The following is a 23,417-nucleotide window of genomic DNA, read 5'->3' on the forward strand; positions in this document are numbered from 1 at the left end:
GGAATGAACAACAAGATCAAGGTGATCAAGCGGATGGCTTATGGCTACCGGGACAACGATTACTTCTTCCTAAAGATAAAAGCAGCGTTTCCCGGTAAAGCGCGATGAACCAAAAAAAAGCCCGACAAAGGATGCCGGGCAGAGGCGTGCGAGTAGTATCCATGAAAGACTTCCAGACAAACCGGCATCAGCAGGGACGCCGGTATTGGGAAGTATTGACTATATTTTGAACACTTCAAGCGAGAGCGACTTTCGTTTGAAAACATTTTTTCATATCGGATACGTCTTTATACTGCGGCCTTTCATGGTGCGGCTTCCAGACCGACTGAAATCCGGTCAAACCTGTAATACAATAAGCCTTCGAAAGAAATATCCGTACCCCCGAGGTTGTTACATGTCTGACGAGAACGACAATAAGCCGGAGAATGATCCGCAACTGGCGGCAAAAATCAAGGGTTCCGCCCGCCAGATCTGGCTGGCCGGGCTGGGCGCCTACACCAAGGCCGAGGAGGACACCGGCCGTTTCTTCGATCGTCTCGTTCAGGAAGGTGAGCAGCTGGAGAACAAAACCCGGGGCGTGGTCGAAAAACAGATCAAGTCCGTGGAGGACCGGGTTGAAGGGGTTCGCGAACGGGCGACTGGCACCTGGGACCGGCTTGAGCACATGTTTGATGAACGGGTATCCGGGGCACTGAGACGCCTGGGGATCCACCGTCGGGAAGAGATCGAATCCCTGGAGCGGAGGATTGAGGCCCTTGAATCAGAACTCGCCCGCCTGCGCAATCGTGCCGGCGACGATGAAGAGGAATAATTACGCCGGTCAAAGATAGTCCCGGCTCATCAACCGGGCTTCTTCCCGGTGGCCGGGTTCCAGGTAGGGGAGGATGAGGTGCATCATCTGATAAACGCCGCGACCCGGATCCACCGACTCCCTGTCGTCCAGGTGAGATAGGGTATCAAAAGCACTCCAATAACAGGCAGTTAGCGTTAACTGTTCACATAAAGATTCAAGTTCTTCCGGTTCGATTGCCATAATTCCCTGGCGCCGAAAGCTTTCGCAAATGGTTTTGAAAGCGATCATTTTTTTCTTCTGAATTCGCTTGAAGCGCACCTGCAACTGATCGTAGCGAGACAAAACGTTCACCAGGTCCTGGTAGAGAAACCGGTAGCGGGCAACGGCCTCGAAGAGCAGATGCAGGAAAAATCCCTGTTGCTCGAGGCTGATGTCGGCATCTTCCGGGACCGCCAGCAGATCCACCATGTCGCGCTCGTAATCGTCGAACAGCTCCTCGACAATGTCGCCCTTGCTCTTGAAGTGGTAATAAAGGTTGCCCGGGCTGATGTCCATCTCATCGGAGATCAGCAGTGTTGTGACATTGGGCTCGCCGACGCTGTTAAACAGCGCCAGGCTGGTCTGGAGGATACGGTCGCGGGTTTTGATTTTTTTCATGTCGCGCCGGGCCAGCCCCTAGAGTTCGAAGCTCGCCCAGACCGGACAATGGTCGGACGGCCTTTCCATGGCGCGGATATCGTAGGAAACGCCGGCTTGCCGGGCTTTCGGCAGCAGGCTTTCACTGGCCATGATCAAGTCGATCCTGAGGCCCCGCTTGGGGTCGCGTTCAAATCCCTTGCTGCGGTAGTCGAACCAACTGAAGGTATCCGCCTCATCCGGGTGCAGGTGCCGGAACACATCGGTATAACCACGGGACTCAACCTGGCCAAGCCATTCCCGTTCTTCCGGAAGGAAAGAGCATTTGCCGGTCCGCAACCAGCGTTTGGCGTTGTCTGCGCCAATGCCAATGTCCTTGTCGGTTGGGGAAATGTTCATATCACCCATGACCACCACGTGGCCGCCGGCTTGCTTGAGCTCGTCCAGGTAGCGCATCAGGTCCGCGTAGAATTTTTCCTTGGCGGGGAACTTCACCGGATGGTCACGGCTTTCGCCCTGGGGAAAATAGCCGTTAATTACTGTCAGCTTTTCACCATTAACGGTGAAATGGCCGGTAATCAGTCGGCGCTGGGAATCCTCGCCGTCCCAGGGGTAGCCTTTAACAACCGTTTCCGGCTCCGCCTTTGAGAGCAGGGCAACGCCGTAGTGGGTTTTCTGGCCGTGGAAATGCACGTGGTAGCCCAGTTCACGGATCGCTTCTACCGGAAAGTCATCGTCCTGAACCTTGGTTTCCTGGAGACCGATAAAATCGGGAGCGAGGGCGTCGATGACGGCTTCAAGCTGGTGCAGGCGGGTACGGATACTGTTGACGTTGAAAGAGACGAACATCATTGCAAAAAACTCTCCGGCGTTGGTTCCCGCCGAAGTTTAACACACTGGCCCCCGGGTTCTGACTTGGCAGAGGCGACAGTTTCAGGGGGTCAGTTCACAATCCGGGCTGGTTTCGACGGAATAGCGGATGTGAGCGGTGTAGTTCTCGTCCTGATTTTTCCGGATATTGGTCAGGCCAAGATAATCGGAAAGAGCTCCCGAGTCGCTGTAACCCAACACAATCGGATCTACCAGGAACCTCAGCACCATGCCGGTCGGGCGTATCTGGACAACATGGTCGGCATCCACCCGGTCGTTTTTGACCCGTTCCAGCACGAAGCCATAGTGCTCGCCCCGGGTAGGCCCGAGAAACCGGAATTCCACGGGCTCGCCGGCTACCACACTCTGCCAGTTCTGGCGGACAAAGTTGTCGAATCCCGCGTCCACAACGGTATTGGACGGGTACGCAACCTCGAACCTTTCCGATTCGCCCCGGGGCGTCTGCCAGTTAATCACCAGGGTCTCCGGTTCGGGGTAGGTTATCTCCATTTTTTCATCGAACGTCGGTTGATAGAAGTCTACGGTGGGGCGCAGCACTGAGGCGTCATATTCGAGCGCCTTACTGGCGAACGACTCCTCTGAATCTGGTTTGTGATAGGCCACCTCATGCTGTTGAGGTCGGAAGATTCCATCCTCACAGGTGCCGTTAACGGCGTGGCGCTCCTCGTAGATGACGCTACCGTTGTCAGTGGTCGCGGTACCGGTGAAGCGGAAATCCTGAGCTACCGCTGGTATAGAAGCAGTCATCAGGGCAAGGGTAACCATCACGGTTTCGTTTCTCATCGCACCAGCTCCGGATAAAGCGTTTTACGGGCGAACAAGAGTAGTGGGAAAACAACCAGCCAGCCAAATGCGAGTGCAATCAGCGAGGGAATCAATTCCGGCAGCTGCACTGCACCGAGCTGGCTTGCGGACCAGTAAGCGAATGGACCGGCGAAGGGCGCAAGCACGAACGGCAGCCAGGCTTTCTTGCTGATCCAGTCCAGAGAATGGCTCAGGGTGGTCATGAAAATGGCCCAGATAGCCACCAGCCACGGTGGTGTCAGCATTACCTTGCCGGTGCCGTCGTCCAGAATACCGGTCTGGAACCAGATGCCGTCCAGAACCGAGCCAACCACGGTGCCCAAGCCGATGAATTGCAATTCGGTCATCCGGTTCTGGCTAACCAGCACAAAATGCAGGATCAGAAACACAACGACGATCCCGGCACCAGTCAGCCCCGGATAGAACACACAGGCAAACCAGCCTGCCTGGAACAGCAGGAAGTTCAGTACGTTACGGGCCGTTTCTGACGCAATCATACGCTCAAAATATTCTCGCGTTTGTTGCCGGGCTTGGCGAACACCAGCTGAGCCACGCCAATGGCGCGCTCGCTGAAGCCCGCCTCACAGTAGGCAAAGTAAAAGTGCCACAGCCGTCGGAATGCCTCGTCGTAACCCATCGAATCCAGTTTATCGCGCTGGGCCATGAAGCGGTCACACCAGTCGCGAAGCGTGCGGGCATAGTGGAAACCGGTGTCTTCCGCATGGGTCAGCACCAGCTTGCTTTCCTTGCGAACCGACTCGAGGATCGCCCCGAAGGAGGGAATAAAGCTACCGGGGAATATGAAGCGCTGGATGAAGTCCACGTTCTTCAGGGCTCTCTGGTAACGCTGCTCCGGCATATTGATGGCCTGCACAAGCGCCAGCCCATCCGGCTTGAGCAGGGCGTTAATCTGGGAGAAGTAGCTATCCAGGAACTGCGGGCCAACGGCTTCGATCATCTCGATGGAGACCAGTTTGTCGAACTGGCCGTCAAGATCGCGGTAATCGTCGAACAGCAGGGTTATACGGTCTTCCAGACCTTCCTTCTGAACCCGCGCTTTTGCCAACTCCAGCTGTTCTCTGGAAATGGTCGTCGTGGTCACGTGACAGCCATAATGTCTGGCAGCGTGAATCGCAAAACCACCCCAGCCGGTGCCGATTTCAATCACCTTGTCACCCGGCTGGAGATCCAGTTTCTGGCAGATGGTATCCAGTTTGTGAACGGCGGCTTCTTCGAGCGTGGATTCAGCACTCGGGTAGATGGCCGAGGAATACATCATGGTCGGGTCGAGGAAGGTCTCGAACAGGTCGTTGCCCAGGTCGTAATGGGCACTGATATTCTTCCGGGAGCCTTCCTTGGTGTTGCGGTTCAGCCAGTGCAAACCTTTCAGAGCCGGCTTGGTAACCCAGCTGAATCGGTCTTCGAACTCGTTCATGCGGTCGACGTTCCGGGTAAAGAACCGGAGCAGGGCGACCAGATCGGGCGTCGACCAGTCACCGGCCACGTACGCCTCTGCTGCTCCAACGCTGCCGCCGGTCAGCAAGTCACGCCAGGTACTGTGATCATGAACAATCAGTTCGGCGGGCTGGTATTGGCTGTTGCCGTCTCCGAATACCAGGTCTTCAAACCCGGATTCCTTGACCGTCAGTTGCCCTTCGCCCAGTAACCGGAGCTGCTGAATCACCAGCGTCCTCGCAAACCGGCTGAGGGCCGGCAGGCTGCCGGAGCCGGATGAGGTGTTTTCAACCGAAGTATTCAGGTTCTCCATGAGCTTACCCTTCCGCGAATCTCGTCATTGGTCTCGGCGCTGGTGACATCCAGCCCGGAATCATCGTGCCCACGGCGGTAGGCACCGTCGTCTTCGGGCAGTTTGTCCGGGTGGCTGTAAAACGGTGCACCCTTCAGCTTGAGACGCAGAGCATGCCAGTAGATGCCTGCTACAACCTTGAACGCCTCAAGCGGAAACTTTCGAAGACTTCTGTGCACATCTTTACGATTGAGAGGGGTGCGTTGGACTACCAGGGTGGCATCAAAATGCTTCCGGCCTTCCTCCAGAACATTCATGTGGATTCTCAGATCCGGGCCCCGGAAACTGAATGTCCACTCGTAATGCTGATTCATGCCATTGAACGGCGACACATGGAAGCGTTTGCTGAAGCCAAACTGCTCGGTGCGCCAACCGGCCTGGTTGGGTTCCGTTCCTGTGGTTTCCAGGCAATAGGCATGGCGATCGTGCCAGGGTGTGTTGGTAATCTGGGCAACGATCACTTTGGGAACCACACCATCAGCGGGACATTCCCCGGACCGATAGCAGAAATAGAAACTGACGGGGTTGAAGACATAGCCGAAGTAGCGGGGGTGGGTAATCAGTTCCACTTCCCCGTCGGGGCGCCAACCGGTGGCTTCTTCCACGTGATCGCGAACAGCCACCGACAGGTCGCCAGTGTCCGGGCGAAAGTAATCCTTCCGCTTCAGAGAAATCCAGTTGAATCGCTCCAGGGAGAAAACCGGACTGACCCCGGCAACCTTGCCCCACTCATCGGTATCCAGAGCCAGCATGCCGGTGCTGTAGCTGAATTCGTGTTGCACCGGGTACTTCCGTCTGTGCCGGACAGTACCCTCCAGCCACTGGCTGTTCATGGTCAAAGCTCCACCCCGAAGGCCTGTGTTACCCGCAGCGCACTGCGGACACCGTCTTCGTGGAATCCGTTGAACCAATAGGCGCCACAGTAATGGGTGCGATTCTGGTTGCCGATTTCATCGTAGCGTTCCTGAGCGGCCACTGCATCCAGGGTGAACACCGGGTGAGCGTATTCAAAGCGCTTGATCACCTTGTCGGGATCGATATCACGGCTGCGATTGAGAGTCACACAGAAGGTTTCCGGAGCATCGTGGAAGTTCTGCAAGATGTTCATGTTGTAGGTAACGGAGACAGGCTCCGTGCTGTGGGTCGGGATAAAGTAGTTCCAGGCGGCCCAGGCGCGGCGATTATCCGGTAACACGCTGCTGTCGGTATGAAGCACCACATCGTTGTTCTGGTACGCCATGGCGCCCAGAATATCCCGCTCGTTGTCAGTTGGGTTTCCAAGCATGGCCAGCGCCTGATCGCTGTGGCACGCAAAAATGACCTGGTCGAAGTGATGATCCTCGCCCTTCACCGAGACGGTGACACCGTTTTCATCCCTCACCACCCTGTCCACAGGGCTGTTCAGGTGGGTGGCGTCACCCAGGCGTTCCATCATCTTTTTCACATACTGGGCGGAACCGCCGGAAATCACCCGCCACGTGGGGCGATCATCCACGGACAGCATGCCGTGGTTGTTAAAGAACTGCAGGAAGAACCGGATGGGAAACTGTTCCAGAATGATCTCCGGCGCTGACCAGATCGCCGCACCCATGGGCACGATGTAGTAATTCCGGAAGTAACGGGAATAACCGTTCCGGTTCAAATATTCGCCAAGGGTTTCCTCATTGTTGATGTTGCCCGCCTCAAGGTCTGCCCGGGTTTCCTTGTTGAAGCGCAGAATCTCCCGCACCATTTTCAGAAACGGCAGGTTGACCAGATTCTTTCGCTGGGCAAACAGGGTATTCAGGCTGGTACCGTTGTATTGCAGTCCGGTGCTGCTGCAATCCACGCTGAAGCTCATGTCGCTGACTTCCGATGGCACGCCAAGCCGATCCATCAATTTGATGAAATTGGGATAGGTCCAGTCGTTGAACACGATAAACCCCGTGTTGACCGGCCAGGTTCTACCACCGGCTTCAACCTGCTCGGTGTTGGTGTGACCGCCGGCATAGTCACCTGCTTCAAAAACCTGAACCTCGTGTTTCTCGGCCAAAAGCCAGGCAGCCGTGAGGCCGGAAACGCCGGCCCCAATGACAGCAATTCGCTGACGTTCACTACTCATCCATTGTTTTCCTCTTCGGTGTTGCTTTTTCGGGCCATGGAGGCCGACATACGGTCTATTAGGGGCCGGGGAAGGGCGCCCAGCGCTTTCAACATCCAGGTGAAACGCTTGGGGAATGCGATTTCGTTCTTACCACGGGCCAGGCCACTGACAATCCGCTCCGCCGCGTCCTCTGTCGAGACCAGAAAAGGCATCGGGAAATCGTTGCGGTCGGTCAGCGGGGTCTTTACAAAGCCGGGTGACACCACGACGACGTCGATACCTTCGGCGGCAAGATCGGCCCTGAGGGCATGGGCGAAATAGGTCAGAGCGGCCTTGGAGGCGCCGTAACCTTCGGCCCGGCCAAAGGGAAACCACCAGGCCGAGGAGCTGACAATCACAAGGGTGGCAGGCTGCCCCTTTGCCCGGCTGCGGCGAAGGGCGGGCAGGGCGATGTCCAGGCACCGGGCCGTGCCGATTACGTTGGTGCGTATGTTCTTTTCGATCACGTCACTGCTGTAATGGGCAATCTCGAGATACTCACAGGTGCCGGCATTAAGTATCACCATATTCAGGTCGCCGTGGTTCTCGAGTGTCCCGGCAATGGCTTGCAGATCTTCCTTGCTGGTGGTGTCTGCTGCAGCCGGAATGATCCGCTCGGGCGCAACCGAAGCAAGCTCCTCAAGGGCTCCCTGACGTCGACCGGTAATCACAAGGCGGTGACCACCGCGTGCAAGAGCACGGGTTACGGATTCGCCAATGCCCGAACTGGCTCCGGTAATCCAGATATTCGAGGTTTCCTGAAGTCGATCACTCATCCTGCCTGATCCTTGATCCAGCGAATGACCCTGCCAACGACTGGCAGGTTCTCGTAAAGCATTTCTCCGGCGTCAAAGTAATCCCGGTGGTAGCACACCATGCCATCCCGGATTTCCAGGTGGCTCATGCCCTGCACCTGAACTTCCTGGCCCTTGCGAATGCGTTTGTGGCGCAAATGCATAACCCAGGGAAGCGCAGCAAACTCTCCCTGTACAACAGCGTCACCGAACTCGAAGCGACAGGAGATCACGTTGGCGTAGGCCCCAGCGAAGTAATGTGTGAGCTCATCAAGCCCGTGAACCGTGTTCAGCGGGTCCTGAAACCGGATATCCTCGCTGTAGACCCGGGAAAGTTTGTTGAGATTGCCCTTATCGAGTTCATTGAACAGCGCCCGAAAATTGTCGAGCGTTGCCGGCACCGCCGAGTTACGCGCACCTACTTCGATCTTTGAGGCGGTTGTCATTGCCTGCTCCTCCTCATTCTGTCCAGTTCGCGTGTTTCTTCCTGAATGTGTTTCGGGATCGGGTTCAGCTCCCAGATAATTCCCAGCTTGGACATCAGCCAGAGCCCGTACCAGGTAATATCAATTTCATACCAGCGGAACCCCTGGCGCACAGACTGGGGCCAGCGGTGATGATTGTTGTGCCATCCCTCGCCGAGGGTGAGCAGGGCCAGCCAGAAGTTGTTCCTGCTGTCATCAGATGTCTCGAACCGGCGCTTTCCCCATACGTGAGAAAGGGAGTTAATCGACACAGTGGCATGGAACAACACCACCGTAGAGATAAAGAACCCCCACACCAGAAGCTGCAAACCATTGGTTCCCAGGCCTGGTGCCCAGGCGGCCAGAGCCTCACCCAGGGCGTAGATACCCACTGCGGCCAGGGCTGGCACAAGCGCATCAAACCGGTTGATCAGTTTCAGCTCGGGAAATTTGAGCCAATCGCGAACCCGGCGTTCGTCGGTGGCGAAGCCGGCGTCACAGGTGAACCAGCCCATGTGCGACCACCAGAAGCCACCCTGATGGGGTGAGTGGAGGTCCTGGACATCATCGGAATGCTGATGATGATGCCTGTGGTGAGCGGCCCACCACAATGGTCCCCGCTGGGCAGCGCTGGCGCCAAGAACGGCGAAAACGAACTGGGCAGGGCGGCTGGTCTTGAACGTCTTGTGTGCAAAGTAACGATGGTAGAATCCAGTGATCGCGAACATGCGCACCAGGAAGAATGCGATCGCAAAACCGATGGCGAAGGCGCTAACGCCGGTATAGAACGCCAGCAAACACGCCAGGTGAAGCGCTATGAACGGAATAACCCGTAAAAAATTGAACGATCTGGACGTGGTGTCTATGTGATCCGAACCCGCCTCGGAGTCGAACCACCTCAGAATGTTTGTAAGCCAATGCTGCATTCGGGTCATACCCTGATTGCCCTTTCTCTTTTGTGGAACCTTGATCGCACGCTCAGCCTTGTGGCCAAAGCAGTTTCATGGGGAGTTGTACGATCTAACTACCGGAATTGGATGCACGATAAACCATGTTTAATCAAACCTTTCATTCGCCTCTTATACGCCGTATCGCTATTGTTGGTTCAGGCCTCGCCGGCCTGACAGCGGCTATTAAACTGCAGGGCCTCGGCCATCACGTCACCGTCTTTGAAAAAAGCCGGGGGCCTGGTGGCAGGCTCGCAGCAAAACGGGTAACCGGCGGTTCGGCCGATGTGGGCGCACAGTACTTCACCTCCCGAAACCCGGACTTTCTGCCGTTTCTCCGTGAATTTGCCGGCACTGACAGTTTCGGACCGTGGGAAGGCCGGTTTGGTTTCCAGACAGAGGCAGGTAATTGGGAGCCGTTCCCTCCGGAAACGCGTTTTGTGGGCACGCCACGTATGACCGCCATCACCCGGGCGTTGTCCGCTCATGCCTCGGTTGTCACTGAAACCCGGGTTGGCAAATTGGCCCGAAACGACCAGTCCTGGCGTGTTCTGGATACCTCCGGCACCCACCTGGGCGACTTTGACCAGGTGATCATCACCGCGCCTCCGGCACAGGCCCGGGATCTGCTTGCCGACAGTGGCCTGGACGAACTGGCCGCGCATCTCGATGATCCGGTGAGCCGGGTTTTGCCGTGCTGGGCCGTCGCCGCCCACTTCCCGACCTCACCCTGGCCGCATCATGAAGGCATGCGTTGCCAGCAACCGGCACTGTTCTGGGTGGCCAACAACTCCAGCAAACCCGGTCGGGATGACGACGGTCAGTGGTGGGTTTTGCATGCCAGCCCCGCCTGGACGGAAGACCATGTGGATGCACCCGCAGATGAGGTTGCCGACAAACTCCTCGCTGCCTTCCAGGAGCTGACGGGCTTTGATGTCGGGCCAGACGACGTTGTCACCCATCGCTGGCTTTATGCGCGCTCTGAGGGCGGAGAACAGCCCGGTCACCTGTGGTTCCCGGATTACGGGCTCGGACTGGCGGGCGACTGGCTCAGCGGTGGTCGGGTTGAGGGCGCGTTCGACAGCGCCTGCGGAGTGGTTGCTGAGCTGAATGCAGAGACTGCTACTCAGTAAGGGATTCCTGGCTACCGGTGGTGACATCCGGGCGAGTGTAAAAATGGGTGATCGTGCCGTCACTGAATTTACTGAAGAAGGCGCTCACATCGGTGATCTTCTTCAGTGAACGGGTGCGATGAATGGGCTCGCGCACCAGCACCTTTATACCGTTGAAATTGTCCTGGATATTCGAGAAGCGCGCCCGCATGGAGCAGGTCACCACCTGGGCCGGATTCAGGGAGAGCTCCCCGGCCAGCCAGGCGCTGTGCCGCTCAATTCCCCTGGCCGAGAGGTCTTCCCGGGTATCCAGGTGATTCAGCTTCACCCGGTTCACAATACAAAAGGAGAAACTTTTCGGGTGTTTGCGCGCCACTTTGCGGAAGGCCTCCCAGAAAAAGTTATCGGTGAGCTCGGCAAAGTAGGCCATGTCGCTCAGGCAGGTATCCACCCATTCGAAATTCTCCGGGTCATCCAGTACTTCATTGATCGCTTCCCGAAGCAGCCAGTCAAAGCCAAGCGCAGTCTTGTGGGCATACACCTTCCGGTACATCTGGTGGCGACTGTAAACGAAGTCTTCAAGCGCCCCCAGCCCTTTCTGGGTAATGGCAAGCCCCAGCCAGGGCTCAGATACATCCCAACCAAACCGCAGGTTACTCAGCAGGTGGTCCAGATTGAAACCGCCTATGGTGACTGATGAGTGGAAGCCATCCCGCAGCATATAGTCGGCGCGGTCGGCATCGATTTCGCCGGAGACAATGGACGACAGGAGGTCCATCACCAGGCCGGGAATATTTTCACTCAGGGGCGATCCCGCAGCGGCATCCTCACCGGCTATAAAAGCCCAGAAAGTCCGGGCATGACGGCAGAATGTCTCGCTTGGCCTGACCTCGGTGGTCTCCATGATGCCGATGACATCCCGGGCGTAAAGACCGGCACTCTCCAGATCTACGGCCGTCAGTACGTCATGAGCGACCCGTACGGAATAATGCTCGTGTTCCAGTTCATCGGGCTCTTCCGGGTGGTAGGCGGAATAATCCACACCCCGCCAGAGATCCGCAAAACGGCCCGGCCGCGACATCAGTTCCCGAATACGCCGGGCCTGGGTGAACTGGTGGGAGAAACTGGAATGGCCACTGTCGTGCAGCAGACAGCCCAGCCGGATGGTTTTGGCCAGGTAGTCGATGGCATCCAGCTGGCTCAGGCTCAGGTCCGTCTGCTCACTGAGCTGCCGTTCTCTCAGATAGGCGTCAATCATCGACCGGAACATCCGCGTACCTACATGCATCACACCAATGCTGTGAAGGAATCGGGAATGGGTCGCGCCGGGAAAGACCAGGCTCAGGATGTCGTTTTGACAGATGTTGCGCAGTCGCTGGAACAGCGGGTGGTCGATCACCTGGATTTCGTGCCGGTAGAGTGGAATCCCTCCGTGAACCGGATCCATGATCAGCTTGTCATAGGCTCCGAGAAGATCGTTAACGGCACGTCGCATCAGATGGAATCTCCCAATTTCATAAAACTGGCCTTGTTATATCACAGGGGCGTGCCAGAATAGGCTTAATCATGCCAATTTATCGTTTATCGCTGGTAGTTTAGGGCAGTCGCCATGACCTCGCGCACCGAGCGCATACTTATAATTGACGCCGATGAAAAGGCCCGTACGGATCTCGCCCGGTATCTTGAAGCGAGGGGATTCTATGTGACGGGATATCCGGATCTCGCCGGCGCCAAGGCACTGTTTGACGATAACATTCCCGACGTCATCTTTGCAGATCTGTCTCCGGAGGCCATCCGGGATCTTGCCAACCGCCTGGAAGAAGCCGAAACCTTCACCCCGATCGTTGCCTGCTCATCGAGTGAATCCAGTGCCGATGTGGTCAGTGCGCTTCGGGCCGGGGCCGCGGACTTTGTGCTCAAGCCCTGCAACGACGACAAGGGCGCCCTGGATGACGTTCTCGGCAAACTGTTCGACAGGGTGCGGGTCAACCGCCTGAACCAGCTGTACCGGCAGGAACTGGAAGAGGCGAACCGGGATCTTCGGGATGGCATTGCCGAGCTCAGGGCAGACCAGCGTGCCGGCCGGAAAGTCCAGTTACGGATGCTGCCTGAACACGAGCAGGTAATGAGTGGCCTGCACGTCGATCATCTGATCAAGCCGTCGCTCTACCTGAGCGGTGACTTTCTGGATTACTTCCGCATTTCCGACGACAAGGTGCTGGTGTACATCGCTGATGTTTCCGGTCATGGCGCCAGCTCCGCGTTCGTGACCGTACTGCTGAAAAACCTCACCAACCGCCTGCAGCGAAACCTGCGAAGGGGGTCCAGTGAGGATATCCTGTACCCAGACCGATTCCTGGAGCGCATCAACTCGGAGCTGCTGGATACCGGCCTCGGCAAACACGTAACCGTTTTCGTTGGCATCATTTCCCTGAGTGAGCGTAAATTGAATTACGCAGTGGGTGCGCATTTCCCAATGCCCATCCTGTCATTCGAGGGAGGAGAGACGGCTTTTCTCGAAGGCAGCGGGCTGCCGGTAGGGCTGTTCGAGACGCCGGAGTGGGAGGTGTACGAAGTACCCCTGAACAAACCTTTTCATCTGACCCTGTTTTCGGATGGAATTCTGGAGGTTATCCGGGAAAAAGGTTTGGATGAAAAGGAACGGACACTACTTGAACTCGTATCGGGAGGTCGTCACACTGTCGCCTCTCTTAGTGAAGCTCTGGATCTCGATCAGATCACAGAGCTACCGGACGATATCGCTATCGTGTCCGTAACTGATACCATGAACGGATCAGATAACACCCCGTCGAAATAGTGGCAGTGTGAAACATGGCTGGTTACAAGATCCTGCAAGCTGAAAAACAGGGCATATATGTCCTGAAGTTTATCGGGGAAATCCGGCTGAACCTGTGTTCGACGCTGGACAATCTGGTTGAGTCCATCACCCAGGACCCTCAGTTCAAAACCGTGGTGATCGACCTGACCGAAACCGATATCATCGACAGCACCACGCTTGGCCTGCTGGCCAAGATCGCCATGGCGGCCCAGAAACAGAGTCATTTCCTGCCCACACTCATTTCGACCAACCCCGACATTACCCGCATTATCACTTCCATGGGGTTCGACAAGATTTTCATCATTGTTCGAGAACCCGCGTCCCGTATTGAAGAGCTTGAAGAAATACCTGTACTCAGGGCCAGCGAACAGCAGGTTCGGGACAAGGTTCTCGATGCCCACAAGGTGCTGATGGGCCTGAACAACCGAAACAGGGAAGAATTCAAGAATCTGGTGCGCGCTCTTGAATGTGAAGAGCCCGGCTAACGCCTCCTGCCCTATGTGCGCGGCGCCGCCGGTTTCACACCTGATCTGACAAAACGGAAGAACTATGTCTGAACAATCGATGCCTCAAGACACTGGGGCAACCGGACCAGTGCACGATGTAGCGGTTCTCGGCGGTGGCAGTTTTGGCACCGCCATGGCCAAGGTACTGGGTGAAAACGGCCACCGCGTCCATTTCTGGATGCGCGGAGAAGCCCAGGCTGAGGAAATTCGCACCACCCGCGTCAACAGCCGCTATATGCCAGGCATTGAACTGGCCGGTGATATCCAGCCCACCACCGACCTTGCGGATGCTGTCAGCAAGGCCGAGATTGTGTTCGTTGCCATTCCCAGCAAGGCCTTTCGGGCCGTTATCCGTGAAAACTGCGATAAATTCCGCGACGACCAGATTGTTGTCAGCCTGACCAAGGGCATTGAAGAACACGGCTTCAAGCTAATGAGCGAGATTCTCCAGGAAGAGATTCCCCGCTGTCGCATTGGCGTGCTCAGTGGCCCCAATCTGGCGGGGGAAATCGTCAACCGGGACCTGACCGCCACTGTAATCGCAGCCAAGGATCCGGATGTTCGCCGTGCTGTTCAGGATCTCCTGGGCTGCGAGTACTTCCGGGTTTACGCCAATGTGGATGTGTATGGTGTCGAGCTCGCCGGGGCACTGAAGAATATCTATGCGATTGTTGCCGGCCTTGCCTCGGCCCTGGAGATGGGGGAGAACGCCAAGGCCATGCTCATTACCCGTGGCCTTGCAGAAATGAGCCGGTTTGCCGTCAGCCTCGGTGCCAACCCGATGACCTTTATGGGGCTGGCGGGTGTAGGCGACCTGATTGTCACCTGCACGTCGTCGAAGAGCCGAAACTATCGCGTGGGCTACGCAGTGGGGCAGGGCCAGAATCTGGACGATGCCGTCGCTGAGCTTGGGCAGGTTGCAGAAGGTATCTATACCCTGAAGCTGGTGAAGGAAAAAGCCGAGGCGATCGGTATCTATATGCCCCTGGTCCGTGGGCTTTACGAGATTCTTTACGATAATGCTTCAATCAGGGCGGTGATCAATAGCCTGATGATGTCGGTCCAGAATTCCGACGTAGAGTTTATATTGCCCCGTACCATCAGCCAGTAAAACGGCCCGGACACGCCGGAGAAGGTCTGAAAGGAGAGAGCCCTTGCAACTGCTCATCATGCGTCACGGCGAAGCTGGCTGGCATACACTGGATCAGGAGCGCGAACTCACCGAATCCGGCCGGCTGGGCGTTGCCGAGGTTGCTGCCCGCATCGCAGAGTCGCCCTGGCGGCCAAAGCTGATCTGGAGTAGCCCTTACGTACGGGCCCGGCAAACCGCCGCTATTGTGTCTGAGATCCTCAATTGCCCCGTAGAGGAAAAGATGTTCCTCACTCCGGACGACGACCCCGGCGAGTGCCTCGATGCGCTGATCGAACAGCACGCATCGCCATTGATGATCGTCTCCCACATGCCACTGGTTGGTGGCCTTGCCACCCTTCTGGTAGACGCCCACCGCCGGGGCATTCCGTTCATGACCTCCCAGGCGGTGATGCTCGACATGCCGGTGGTTGGCCCTGGCTGCGCAGACTTGAAAGCGCAGTTTCTGCCCTGATACTCCAGTTATCCGACTTCTGAATCCTCAAATTCGAGCCTGACTATGTACAGCTTTCCGATTGACTACGTAGAGCCGGTATTTCGGCCCCCCAGCGAAGCCAAGTCCCTGATCCTGCCGGTTACCAACGGCTGCTCCTGGAACAAGTGCACCTTCTGCGAGATGTACACCCAACCGCAGAAGAAATTCCGGGCCCGCAAGCCCGACGACGTGCTCCAGGATATCCAGAACGCCGCCCGAAGCCTTGGCGGCGTGCGCCGGGTGTTCCTGGCGGACGGTGATGCCATGGTGCTGCCGACCCGCCGGCTGCTGGAGATTCTCGGCCAGCTCCGAGAGGCTTTTCCGGACCTTCAGCGGGTTTCCAGTTACTGCCTGCCTCGCAACCTTGCCAAAAAGACCGTGGAAGAGCTGGCACAGCTTAAAGAAGCTGGTCTCCAGATTCTCTATGTTGGAATGGAATCCGGCGATGATGAAATTCTACGCCGCGTTAACAAGGGCGAAACCTGGGAATCGACCCGCTCGGCGTTGCTGAAGATCCGGGAGGCCGGCCTGACCAGTTCTGTGATGGTGCTGAATGGTCTGGGCGGTGAGACCCTCTCGCGCCAGCATGCCATCAACACCGCCACGCTCTGTAATGAAACCCAGCCAGACTACCTGTCAACCCTCGTGGTGAGCTTCCCCCAGGGTGAAGAACGTTTCCGGGAAGGTTTCGGTGATGATTTCGTCCCGCTTTCGCAGCAGGGGCTGTTCGAGGAAATCCGTCTTTTCCTGGAACATCTGGAGCTCGACAGAACCATCTTCCGCAGCGACCACGCCTCGAATTACCTGGTGTTGAAAGGAACCCTTGGGCGCGACAAGCAGAAAATGCTGGAGCAGGTTAACCTGGCCATCACAAATCCTGGCGCGGCGCCGCTTCGCGCGGAATGGATGCGCGGGTTGTAAATCACTGAACCGGGAGCCACCGTTATGAGCATGAATCCGGATAATCTCGCTAAAAAGGTGGAGGAAACCGTGATAAACCCCGGCAATCCGCCCATTGATCAGTGGAACCCCGAACTGTCAGGCGACATGGATCTTCGCATCAGCCGTGATGGTCAGTGGATCTTCAAGGGTGAGCCGCTGGCACGGGAAGCCATTGTAAGACTGTTCTCCACCATTCTGCGCCGGGAGGAAGATGGTGAGTACTACCTGGTGACGCCGGTGGAAAAGTGGCGCATTCAGGTCGAGGACGCACCGCTTCTGGCGCATTCGCTCCGGGTGACCGGGGAGGGCGACCGGCAGATCATCTCACTGACCACCAACGTGGGCGAAACCCTCGAGATTGGCCAGCACCACCCCCTTGAAGTGGGAACCTATCCGGACTCCGACGAACCGCGGCCTGTCGTCAAGGTTCGCCACGGCGTCGAAGCTCGCCTGGTAACCGCCGCCTATTATGATCTGGCCGAGCATGTGGTCGAGCGGAATGAAGGCGGTCATCCTGTTCTTGGCGTTTTTAGTCACGGAATTTTCTACGAAATCGGGCAGGGTGGTTGAAAACCCATACTACGGCCCCAGAATTACGGTAGAAAACGCATTAGCTCAGTTGTTAAACTGTGTTTTCATACTTGTTATGAGCCTGGCTCTCTAACGAGGCCCGGTGGTCGTTAGTCCCTCTGTGCAGTCTGGCTGTTCACGATCACTTTCGATTGCCTAAATCAATTAAACAGTCATTGCGACACGCAAGGAGATCACATGGCCCAACCTCGTGTTGTCACCATCCATTACACGCTCACCAACGATCAGGGAGAGCAGCTTGACTCCTCCCGTGTAGAAGGTCGTGAGCCTCTGTCTTATCTGGAAGGTGCACAGAACATTATCGGTGGACTGGAAAGTGCACTGAACGAAAAGAACGCAGGCGATCAGGTTAAGGTTTCTGTAGAGCCTGCTGAAGGCTACGGCGAAGTTAACGAAGAGCTGATCCAGCCGGTTCCGCGTTCTGCATTTGAAGGCGTCGATACCATCGAGCCGGGCATGCAGTTCCAGGCGCAGACCCCGGGCGGCCCTCAGGTTGTTCGCGTGGTTGAAGTTGGCGACGAAACCGTCACCATCGACGCCAACCATCCGCTCGCCGGAGAGACTCTGCACTTCGACGTAGAAGTTGTAGAAGCTCGCGAAGCGACTGACGAAGAGCAAGAGCACGGCCACGCTCACTAAGCTTTTCCGAAGCGCTACAGAAACGGCTCCCGCGGGAGCCGTTTTTTTGTGTCCGGAAATAATTATGTCGGATTACGGCTTCGCCTAATCCGACCTACGGGTTGGTGTGAAGCTTCGAAATGTGTCTTTGTAGGTCGGATTAGGCGAAGCCGTAATCCGACAATAAAAGTGGGCTCAGATGAATATTTCATCCGCCCCCTTTTCCGAAAGCAAAAAAAACGGCCCACGCAGGGCCGTTTTATAACCGGAATCCAAACTTACATGTTCGGATAGTTCGGGCCACCGCCCCCTTCCGGAGTCACCCAGTTAATATTCTGGGCAGGATCCTTGATATCACAGGTCTTGCAGTGAACACAGTTCTGGGCGTTGATCTGGAAGCGCTTGCCGCTGCCATCATCTTTCTCGACAACTTCGTACACACCAGCCGGGCAGTAACGCTGCGCAGGCTCGTCGTATTTCGGCAGGTTATCGCGAATCGGCAGTTCCGGATCCGTCAGCTTCAGGTGTACCGGCTGATCTTCCTCATGGTTGGTGTTGGAGATGAACACCGAGGACAGACGGTCAAAGGTCAGTGTGTTATCCGGCTTGGGATAGGTCACCTTCTTGCACTCGGCCGCCGGCTTCATAGTGGCGTAGTCCGGAGTGGTATCGTGGAACGTGATCGGCAGGCTGCCACGGAGAATGTTCTGCTCGAAGAAGGCGATAGCACCGCCAACCACGTTGCCGAACTTGTGCATGGCCGGGCCGAAGTTACGCTCAGCGTAAAGCTCCTTGAACAACCAGCTGTCCTCAAACTTCTTCTGGAAGCTGCTGATCTCTTCGCCACTCTTGCCGTCTTTGAGCGCTTCGAAAACAGCCTCGGCGCCCAGCATGCCGGACTTCATGGCGGTATGGGAGCCCTTGATCTTGGAGCCGTTCAGGGTGCCAGCGTCACAGCCCAGCAGCAGACCACCCGGGAAGCTCATCTTGGGCAGGGCGTTGTAGCCGCCTTTGGTTATTGCGCGGGCGCCGTAGGAGACGCGCTTGCCGCCTTCGAGGTGTTTCTTGATCTCCGGGTGATGCTTCAGGCGCTGGAATTCCTCGAACGGGCTCAGGTGCGGGTTGCTGTAGGAAAGATCCGTAATCAGGCCCACATATACCTGGCCGTTTTCCAGGTGGTACAGGAAGGAGCCGCCGGTGGAACCGGTCTCTTTCAGCGGCCAGCCGGTGGTATGAACTACCAGGCCCGGCTCGTGTTTTGCCGGATCAATGTCCCACAGCTCTTTGATACCGATACCGTAGTGCTGGGGATCCTTGCCTTCATCCAGGTTGAAATCGTTGATCAGGCGCTTGCCAAGGTGACCACGGCAGCCCTCGGTGAACAGGGTGTATTTGGCGCGCAGCTCCATGCCCGGCATGTAGCCGTCTTTTTCGGAACCGTCACGGGCCACGCCCATATCGCCGGTAATAATGCCTTTAACCTGACCGTCCTCAACGATGGTCTCGGAGGCGGCAAAGCCCGGATACACCTCAACGCCCAGCTGCTCGGCCTGTTCGGCGAGCCAGCGGCACAGGTTGCCCAGGCTGATAATGTAGTTGCCATGGTTGTGCATGTTCTTGGGCACAAACGCATTGGGGATCTTGGTGGCGCTTTCCTGGTTCTTCAGCAGGAAAATATCGTCACGGGTAACCGGCGTGTTCAGCGGGGCACCTTTCTCTTTCCAGTCCGGGAAGAGTTCGTTGAGGGCAGTGGGCTCGAATACGGTACCGGCCAGAATGTGAGCGCCGATCTCAGAACCTTTTTCTACCACGCATACGGTAAGTTCCTCGCCAGCTTCCTGCGCCAGTTGCATGACACGGCACGCTGCCGACAGGCCCGCCGGGCCGCCGCCGACGATCAGAACATCAAATTCCATCGATTCGCGTTCCACGTTGGTCTCCTCAAACATCTTTAATGGAAATTATATGCCCGCAGGCCAATTATTCTGGGCCGCCATCATACCGGTAAAAGTCCCTATAGACGACTGCCCCAAGCCGTTTGACCCGACTTGCATAGCCAAAAGGATACCGTATTTGAAGAATCAAACAAACGTTTGTTTGAAATTCGCTCTGTCCTTTGGCATTGTAAGAGCACACTGAAACATCGTGTGTTTTGAGTCGAAATCTAGTATCGTCTCATTGCCGTCCCCGGTCAATACCGGGGAGTTGGCTGAAAGTTCAGTCCTGGCGCGTCGTTTGAGGCTATTGATTCTGCTGAGTGTTGCCTCCATCATTAGTGCGCATTGAATGTCGGCAGGCTCTGCGCGAGGACTGCAAGTCATAAACCCATCGTAGAAGAACGAGGAATCTATGAAGGTTCTGGTCGCTGTAAAACGAGTAATCGACTACAACGTAAAGGTGCGCGTCAAGCCGGACAACACCGGTGTTGATCTCGCCAACGTCAAGATGGCAATGAACCCGTTCTGCGAAATCGCGGTAGAAGAAGCCGTTCGCCTGAAAGAGAAGGGTGTTGCCAGTGAAATCGTGGTGGTTTCCATTGGTCCCAAGGCCTCCCAGGAGCAGATCCGTACTGCGCTGGCGCTGGGTGCTGACCGTGGTATCCACGTCGAAACCGACGAGGAGGTTCAGTCTCTCGAAGCGGCCAAGCTGCTCAAGGCTGTTGTTGAGAAAGAAGAGCCAAAGCTGGTCATTCTTGGCAAGCAGTCCATCGATTCCGATAACAACCAGACCGGCCAGATGCTGGCCGCGCTGACCGGCATGGGTCAGGGCACTTTCGCTTCCGAAGTGGTTGTTGAGGGCGACAAGGTCAATGTAACCCGCGAGGTAGACGGTGGTTTGATGACCGTTGCCCTGAACCTGCCTGCGGTAGTCACCACAGACCTGCGTCTGAACGAGCCGCGCTACGCTTCTCTGCCGAACATCATGAAGGCCAAGAAGAAGCCGCTGGACAACATGAGCCCGGCCGATCTGGGTGTCGACATCGCTCCGCGCCTTTCCACCCTGAAGGTTGAAGCGCCTGCTTCCCGTCAGGCGGGTGTGAAAGTGGCCGACGTTGCCGAGCTGGTCGATAAACTGAAGAACGAAGCGAAGGTGATCTAAATGAGCATCCTTGTAATTGCTGAACATGACAACAGCAGCCTGAAACAGGCTACCCTGAATGTTGTAGCGGCTGCCAAGGCCATCGGCGGAGACATCGACGTACTGGTTGCCGGTGAGAACTGTGGTGCCGTTGCTGAAGCAGCTGCCAAGGCCGAAGGCGTTAACAAGGTACTGGTTGCCGATAACGCTGCTTATGGTCACTTCCTGGGCGAGAACCTGGGTGAGCTGGTTGCCGAAGTAGGCAAGGGCTACAGCCACATCCTGGCCGCCGCTGGCACCGTGGGCAAAGACTTTATGCCACGTGTTGCTGCACTGCTGGACGTTGCCCAGGTTTCCGACATCATGCGTGTGGAGTCCGAAGACACCTTCGTTCGCCCGATCTACGCTGGCAACGCCATTGCCACTGTCAAATCCAGTGACAGCATCAAGGTCGTTACTGTTCGTCCGACCGCATTTGATCCGGTTGCTGGTGAAGGTGGCTCCGCTGCCGTTGAACAGCTGGACGTTGTAAAAGACGCTGGCCTGTCCCAGTTCGTAAGCGAAGAGCTGGCCAAGTCTGACCGTCCTGATCTGGCAAGCGCCGGTATCGTTGTTTCCGGTGGTCGCGGCATGCAGAACGGCGACAACTTCAAGATGCTTGAGCAGGTTGCCGATCTGATGGGTGCCGCTGTTGGCGCATCCCGTGCTGCAGTTGACGCCGGCTTCGTGCCGAACGACATGCAGGTTGGCCAGACCGGTAAAATTGTTGCTCCGCAGCTGTACATCGCCGTGGGCATTTCCGGTGCCATCCAGCACCTGGCCGGTATGTCTGACTCCAAGGTGATCGTTGCGATCAACAAGGACGAAGAGGCACCGATCTTCCAGGTTGCCGATTACGGCCTGGTCGCGGATCTGTTCGAAGCAGTTCCGCAGCTTGAGGAAGAGCTGAAGAAAGTTCTGTAACTTTTTGTCCGGCTTGAGAAAAGGCACCTACGGGTGCCTTTTTGTTTTGGGTGAAACCAAAATTCCTGCCATGATACCCGGCCCCGACTTGTTAACCGGATACACGAACCATGACCACGATGCCGTTTGACGCTTTAGCCTGCCCACTGGATGGCTGCCCGCTCACGCCTCATGAAAAGACCTGGCGCTGTGAGAATGGGCACAGCTTTGATGTTGCCCGGCAGGGTTACGTGCATCTGTTGCCCGTTCAGAAGAAACGTACCCTGGACCCGGGTGACAGCAAGGAAATGGTCTCTGCCAGACAACGGTTCCTGAGTGCCGGCTTCTACACAAAGATCGCCGAGGCGGTTAGCGATCTTGCGATCCAGTCGTTCCCGAAGGAGGGCGCTGGCTCGGTGCTGGACGCCGGTTCGGGGGAAGGCTACTACCTCCGACACCTTGCAAACGTGGCCGGCAACACAGAGCTTGCCATGATTGGCGTTGATATCTCGAAGTGGGCAGTCCTGGCTGCGGCAAAACAGGATAAACAGACCCGATGGGTGGTGGGCAGCAATGCCAACCTGCCGGTCCTGCCGGAATCGCTGGATCTGGTGCTTTGCCTGTTCGGGTTTCCGGTGTACAGCGAATTCGCCCGGGTGCTCAAGCCCGGCGGGCGGGTGATACAGGTGGATGCCGGTGCGGACCATCTAAGGGAACTACGTGAAATCATTTATCCGGAGCTGAAGCCGCCGGCAGACGCTGAAAGCGCTGCCCCCGAGGGTTTCCGGCAGCTGGATTCAACTGCGGTGCGTTTGCCGCTGAACCTTCCAGATCAGGCCAGCATTGCCGATCTGCTGGCCATGACACCGCATCTGTACCGGGCTACCCCTGAGGGGCTTGAGAAGGCTGGGGCACTCGAATCCCTGGAGGTAACCGTCGACGTGGTTCTGAAACGTCTGGAAAAGGTCTGACCGCCGAAATTCATTAACCGTCGTCAGTACCCTCAGCTTTTCCGCGCTTGCGGGAAGCGAGCCGCTTTTCCGCCTTTCCGATGATCAGGGTATCGGCAAGGATATGCAGTGCCTTGTTGGTGGTGCGCACGGTTCGGTAGATCTGCTGACTGGTCTGATCATGAGTGGCCCGGGCTTTACGGGCCGTCTGCCGGAACTCTTCATCCTTCGAGAAAAGATCAATCAACCCGAAGGTGGTGTTGGAGATCGCCTTGTGGAGTTTCTCTACCGCGCTGGCGCCGCCTGAGACCGAGTCCTCCAACAATCGGGCACGGTTCCGTACTTCCAGAAGGTCCATCCTGCTTTTCTGGATGGCGCTGTGGGCCGCCACCCGATGGGAGTTGAGAATCCGGGCCTCACGGCGGCACAGCAGCAGCTGCCAGTAGGCGATGCAGAACCCGCTGAATGCCAGAAGCAGCAACAGGATTACGATGGCGGTAGTGATCATGAAAGTGCGCTTCCATTATTCATCTTGAATATTCCAATCATCGATACTCGATCTGCATTTCCACGTCTATTTCACGCTCGGTCAGCTCTTCCTCGAGCTCTTTCATCACTTCCTGATACACCATCTTGCGCACCATGACGGGGAGTTTGTCGGCAAGCACCCGGGCAGAGCGTGATTCCCTCTTGGCCAGGGCAATCGGATTGAGCACCCGAAGCGTAATAACCAGCTCCGGTTCCTGCTCGGAATCTGCGATGTCGTCGTTCTCCATCATTCGGGCGATCACTTTACGCTGTTCAAGAACCTGCCAGCAGACAAAACCGCTGAACAGAACAAGCAGGATACTCAGTACCATCAAAAAGGTGATCAATTCGAACCTCCGGAAATCGTTTCGTGCACTGCCCTCCAGTGTGCACCAAGCAGTGTGACAAACGATTGGCCGTGACGACGG

General features: G+C 56.6%; 27 protein-coding genes. 13 read left to right on the plus strand and 14 right to left on the minus strand.

Annotated elements, in window-relative coordinates; genetic code table 11:
• Both KEHDKFFH_RS14875 and KEHDKFFH_RS14880 read left to right on the plus strand, forming a co-directional pair.
• Positions 1–108: transposase (locus KEHDKFFH_RS14875; protein ID WP_146084220.1), on the plus strand; the 108-nt coding region annotated here is incomplete at its 5' end.
• A gap of 286 nt (positions 109–394) precedes the next feature.
• A complete protein-coding gene (locus tag KEHDKFFH_RS14880; RefSeq protein WP_104322630.1) occupies positions 395–811 on the plus strand; it encodes a phasin family protein in 417 nt (138 codons plus the stop codon).
• A 9-nt stretch (positions 812–820) separates the two neighbouring features.
• On the opposite strand, the gene KEHDKFFH_RS14885 is transcribed toward KEHDKFFH_RS14880, so the two are convergent.
• The 10 genes from KEHDKFFH_RS14885 to KEHDKFFH_RS14930 all read right to left on the minus strand — a co-directional run bounded on the left by KEHDKFFH_RS14885 (position 821) and on the right by KEHDKFFH_RS14930 (position 9,246).
• A complete protein-coding gene (locus tag KEHDKFFH_RS14885) occupies positions 821–1,450 on the minus strand; it encodes a TetR/AcrR family transcriptional regulator (RefSeq protein WP_104322631.1) in 630 nt (209 codons plus the stop codon).
• A gap of 18 nt (positions 1,451–1,468) precedes the next feature.
• Complete coding sequence (gene xthA, locus KEHDKFFH_RS14890) at positions 1,469–2,281, minus strand: exodeoxyribonuclease III (RefSeq protein ID WP_104322632.1); 813 nt, start codon at positions 2,279–2,281, stop codon at positions 1,469–1,471.
• Positions 2,282–2,362: 81 nt separating this feature from the next.
• Positions 2,363–3,103 (minus strand): hypothetical protein, encoded by a 741-nt coding sequence (locus tag KEHDKFFH_RS14895; protein ID WP_104322633.1) that lies wholly within the window; start codon positions 3,101–3,103, stop codon positions 2,363–2,365.
• Positions 3,100–3,621, minus strand: coding sequence for a DUF2878 domain-containing protein (locus KEHDKFFH_RS14900; protein WP_104322634.1), 522 nt, complete (start codon positions 3,619–3,621; stop codon positions 3,100–3,102). Before KEHDKFFH_RS14900 ends, KEHDKFFH_RS14895 begins: the two co-directional genes overlap by 4 nt.
• Complete coding sequence (locus KEHDKFFH_RS14905) at positions 3,618–4,892, minus strand: SAM-dependent methyltransferase (RefSeq protein WP_104322635.1); 1,275 nt, start codon at positions 4,890–4,892, stop codon at positions 3,618–3,620. The genes KEHDKFFH_RS14900 and KEHDKFFH_RS14905 overlap by 4 nt, the downstream gene beginning before the upstream one ends.
• A complete protein-coding gene (locus KEHDKFFH_RS14910) occupies positions 4,880–5,764 on the minus strand; it encodes a DUF1365 domain-containing protein (protein WP_104322636.1) in 885 nt (294 codons plus the stop codon). Before KEHDKFFH_RS14910 ends, KEHDKFFH_RS14905 begins: the two co-directional genes overlap by 13 nt.
• Before the next feature lie 2 nt (positions 5,765–5,766).
• The gene (locus KEHDKFFH_RS14915; RefSeq protein ID WP_104322637.1) at positions 5,767–7,032 is read right to left on the minus strand and encodes an NAD(P)/FAD-dependent oxidoreductase; all 1,266 of its coding nucleotides are present in this window, start codon (positions 7,030–7,032) and stop codon (positions 5,767–5,769) included.
• On the minus strand, positions 7,029–7,829 hold the full coding sequence (locus KEHDKFFH_RS14920; protein WP_104322638.1) for an SDR family NAD(P)-dependent oxidoreductase: 801 nt from the start codon (positions 7,827–7,829) through the stop codon (positions 7,029–7,031). The genes KEHDKFFH_RS14915 and KEHDKFFH_RS14920 overlap by 4 nt, the downstream gene beginning before the upstream one ends.
• The gene (locus tag KEHDKFFH_RS14925) at positions 7,826–8,293 is read right to left on the minus strand and encodes a nuclear transport factor 2 family protein (protein ID WP_104322639.1); all 468 of its coding nucleotides are present in this window, start codon (positions 8,291–8,293) and stop codon (positions 7,826–7,828) included. The genes KEHDKFFH_RS14920 and KEHDKFFH_RS14925 overlap by 4 nt, the downstream gene beginning before the upstream one ends.
• The gene (locus tag KEHDKFFH_RS14930; protein ID WP_104322640.1) at positions 8,290–9,246 is read right to left on the minus strand and encodes an acyl-CoA desaturase; all 957 of its coding nucleotides are present in this window, start codon (positions 9,244–9,246) and stop codon (positions 8,290–8,292) included. Before KEHDKFFH_RS14930 ends, KEHDKFFH_RS14925 begins: the two co-directional genes overlap by 4 nt.
• Before the next feature lie 116 nt (positions 9,247–9,362).
• Here KEHDKFFH_RS14930 and KEHDKFFH_RS14935 point away from each other — a divergent pair, with 116 nt between their 5' ends.
• On the plus strand, positions 9,363–10,391 hold the full coding sequence (locus KEHDKFFH_RS14935) for an NAD(P)/FAD-dependent oxidoreductase (protein ID WP_104322641.1): 1,029 nt from the start codon (positions 9,363–9,365) through the stop codon (positions 10,389–10,391).
• Here the strand turns inward: KEHDKFFH_RS14935 and KEHDKFFH_RS14940 are convergent.
• Positions 10,381–11,865, minus strand: a complete 1,485-nt coding sequence (locus KEHDKFFH_RS14940) for an HD domain-containing protein (protein WP_104322642.1) — start codon at positions 11,863–11,865, stop codon at positions 10,381–10,383. The two genes, KEHDKFFH_RS14935 and KEHDKFFH_RS14940, sit on opposite strands and share 11 nt — an antisense overlap.
• Before the next feature lie 114 nt (positions 11,866–11,979).
• Here KEHDKFFH_RS14940 and KEHDKFFH_RS14945 point away from each other — a divergent pair, with 114 nt between their 5' ends.
• The 7 genes from KEHDKFFH_RS14945 (at position 11,980) to KEHDKFFH_RS14975 (ending at position 17,512) form a co-directional block, all read left to right on the plus strand.
• The gene (locus KEHDKFFH_RS14945) at positions 11,980–13,188 is read left to right on the plus strand and encodes a PP2C family protein-serine/threonine phosphatase (RefSeq protein WP_104322643.1); all 1,209 of its coding nucleotides are present in this window, start codon (positions 11,980–11,982) and stop codon (positions 13,186–13,188) included.
• Between the two features lie 14 nt (positions 13,189–13,202).
• Positions 13,203–13,694 (plus strand): STAS domain-containing protein, encoded by a 492-nt coding sequence (locus KEHDKFFH_RS14950; RefSeq protein ID WP_104322644.1) that lies wholly within the window; start codon positions 13,203–13,205, stop codon positions 13,692–13,694.
• A 64-nt stretch (positions 13,695–13,758) separates the two neighbouring features.
• A complete protein-coding gene (locus KEHDKFFH_RS14955; RefSeq protein WP_104322645.1) occupies positions 13,759–14,826 on the plus strand; it encodes an NAD(P)H-dependent glycerol-3-phosphate dehydrogenase in 1,068 nt (355 codons plus the stop codon).
• A gap of 43 nt (positions 14,827–14,869) precedes the next feature.
• Positions 14,870–15,319, plus strand: a complete 450-nt coding sequence (locus KEHDKFFH_RS14960; RefSeq protein ID WP_104322646.1) for a SixA phosphatase family protein — start codon at positions 14,870–14,872, stop codon at positions 15,317–15,319.
• 45 nt (positions 15,320–15,364) lie between these two features.
• Positions 15,365–16,261 (plus strand): radical SAM protein, encoded by an 897-nt coding sequence (locus KEHDKFFH_RS14965; RefSeq protein WP_104322647.1) that lies wholly within the window; start codon positions 15,365–15,367, stop codon positions 16,259–16,261.
• A 24-nt stretch (positions 16,262–16,285) separates the two neighbouring features.
• Positions 16,286–16,852, plus strand: a complete 567-nt coding sequence (locus KEHDKFFH_RS14970; RefSeq protein WP_104322648.1) for a DUF1285 domain-containing protein — start codon at positions 16,286–16,288, stop codon at positions 16,850–16,852.
• Between the two features lie 198 nt (positions 16,853–17,050).
• Positions 17,051–17,512, plus strand: coding sequence for an FKBP-type peptidyl-prolyl cis-trans isomerase (locus tag KEHDKFFH_RS14975; RefSeq protein WP_104322649.1), 462 nt, complete (start codon positions 17,051–17,053; stop codon positions 17,510–17,512).
• Between the two features lie 257 nt (positions 17,513–17,769).
• Here KEHDKFFH_RS14975 and KEHDKFFH_RS14980 read toward each other — a convergent pair whose 3' ends face one another.
• Positions 17,770–19,422, minus strand: coding sequence for an electron transfer flavoprotein-ubiquinone oxidoreductase (locus tag KEHDKFFH_RS14980; protein WP_104322714.1), 1,653 nt, complete (start codon positions 19,420–19,422; stop codon positions 17,770–17,772).
• 418 nt (positions 19,423–19,840) lie between these two features.
• Between KEHDKFFH_RS14980 and KEHDKFFH_RS14985 the strand changes: the two genes are divergently transcribed.
• The 3 genes from KEHDKFFH_RS14985 (at position 19,841) to KEHDKFFH_RS14995 (ending at position 22,482) form a co-directional block, all read left to right on the plus strand.
• A complete protein-coding gene (locus KEHDKFFH_RS14985; protein WP_008171627.1) occupies positions 19,841–20,590 on the plus strand; it encodes an electron transfer flavoprotein subunit beta/FixA family protein in 750 nt (249 codons plus the stop codon).
• A complete protein-coding gene (locus KEHDKFFH_RS14990) occupies positions 20,591–21,532 on the plus strand; it encodes an electron transfer flavoprotein subunit alpha/FixB family protein (RefSeq protein WP_064230432.1) in 942 nt (313 codons plus the stop codon).
• Positions 21,533–21,642: 110 nt separating this feature from the next.
• Complete coding sequence (locus tag KEHDKFFH_RS14995) at positions 21,643–22,482, plus strand: putative RNA methyltransferase (protein ID WP_104322650.1); 840 nt, start codon at positions 21,643–21,645, stop codon at positions 22,480–22,482.
• Positions 22,483–22,495: 13 nt separating this feature from the next.
• On the opposite strand, the gene KEHDKFFH_RS15000 is transcribed toward KEHDKFFH_RS14995, so the two are convergent.
• Entirely contained in the window at positions 22,496–22,969 is a 474-nt protein-coding gene (locus KEHDKFFH_RS15000) for a hypothetical protein (protein ID WP_192875793.1), read from the minus strand.
• A gap of 37 nt (positions 22,970–23,006) precedes the next feature.
• Positions 23,007–23,336, minus strand: coding sequence for a hypothetical protein (locus KEHDKFFH_RS15005; protein WP_104322651.1), 330 nt, complete (start codon positions 23,334–23,336; stop codon positions 23,007–23,009).
• Positions 23,337–23,417 lie beyond the last annotated feature (81 nt).

This window comes from Marinobacter maroccanus (genome assembly GCF_002933275.1).
GTDB lineage: Bacteria > Pseudomonadota > Gammaproteobacteria > Pseudomonadales > Oleiphilaceae > Marinobacter > Marinobacter maroccanus.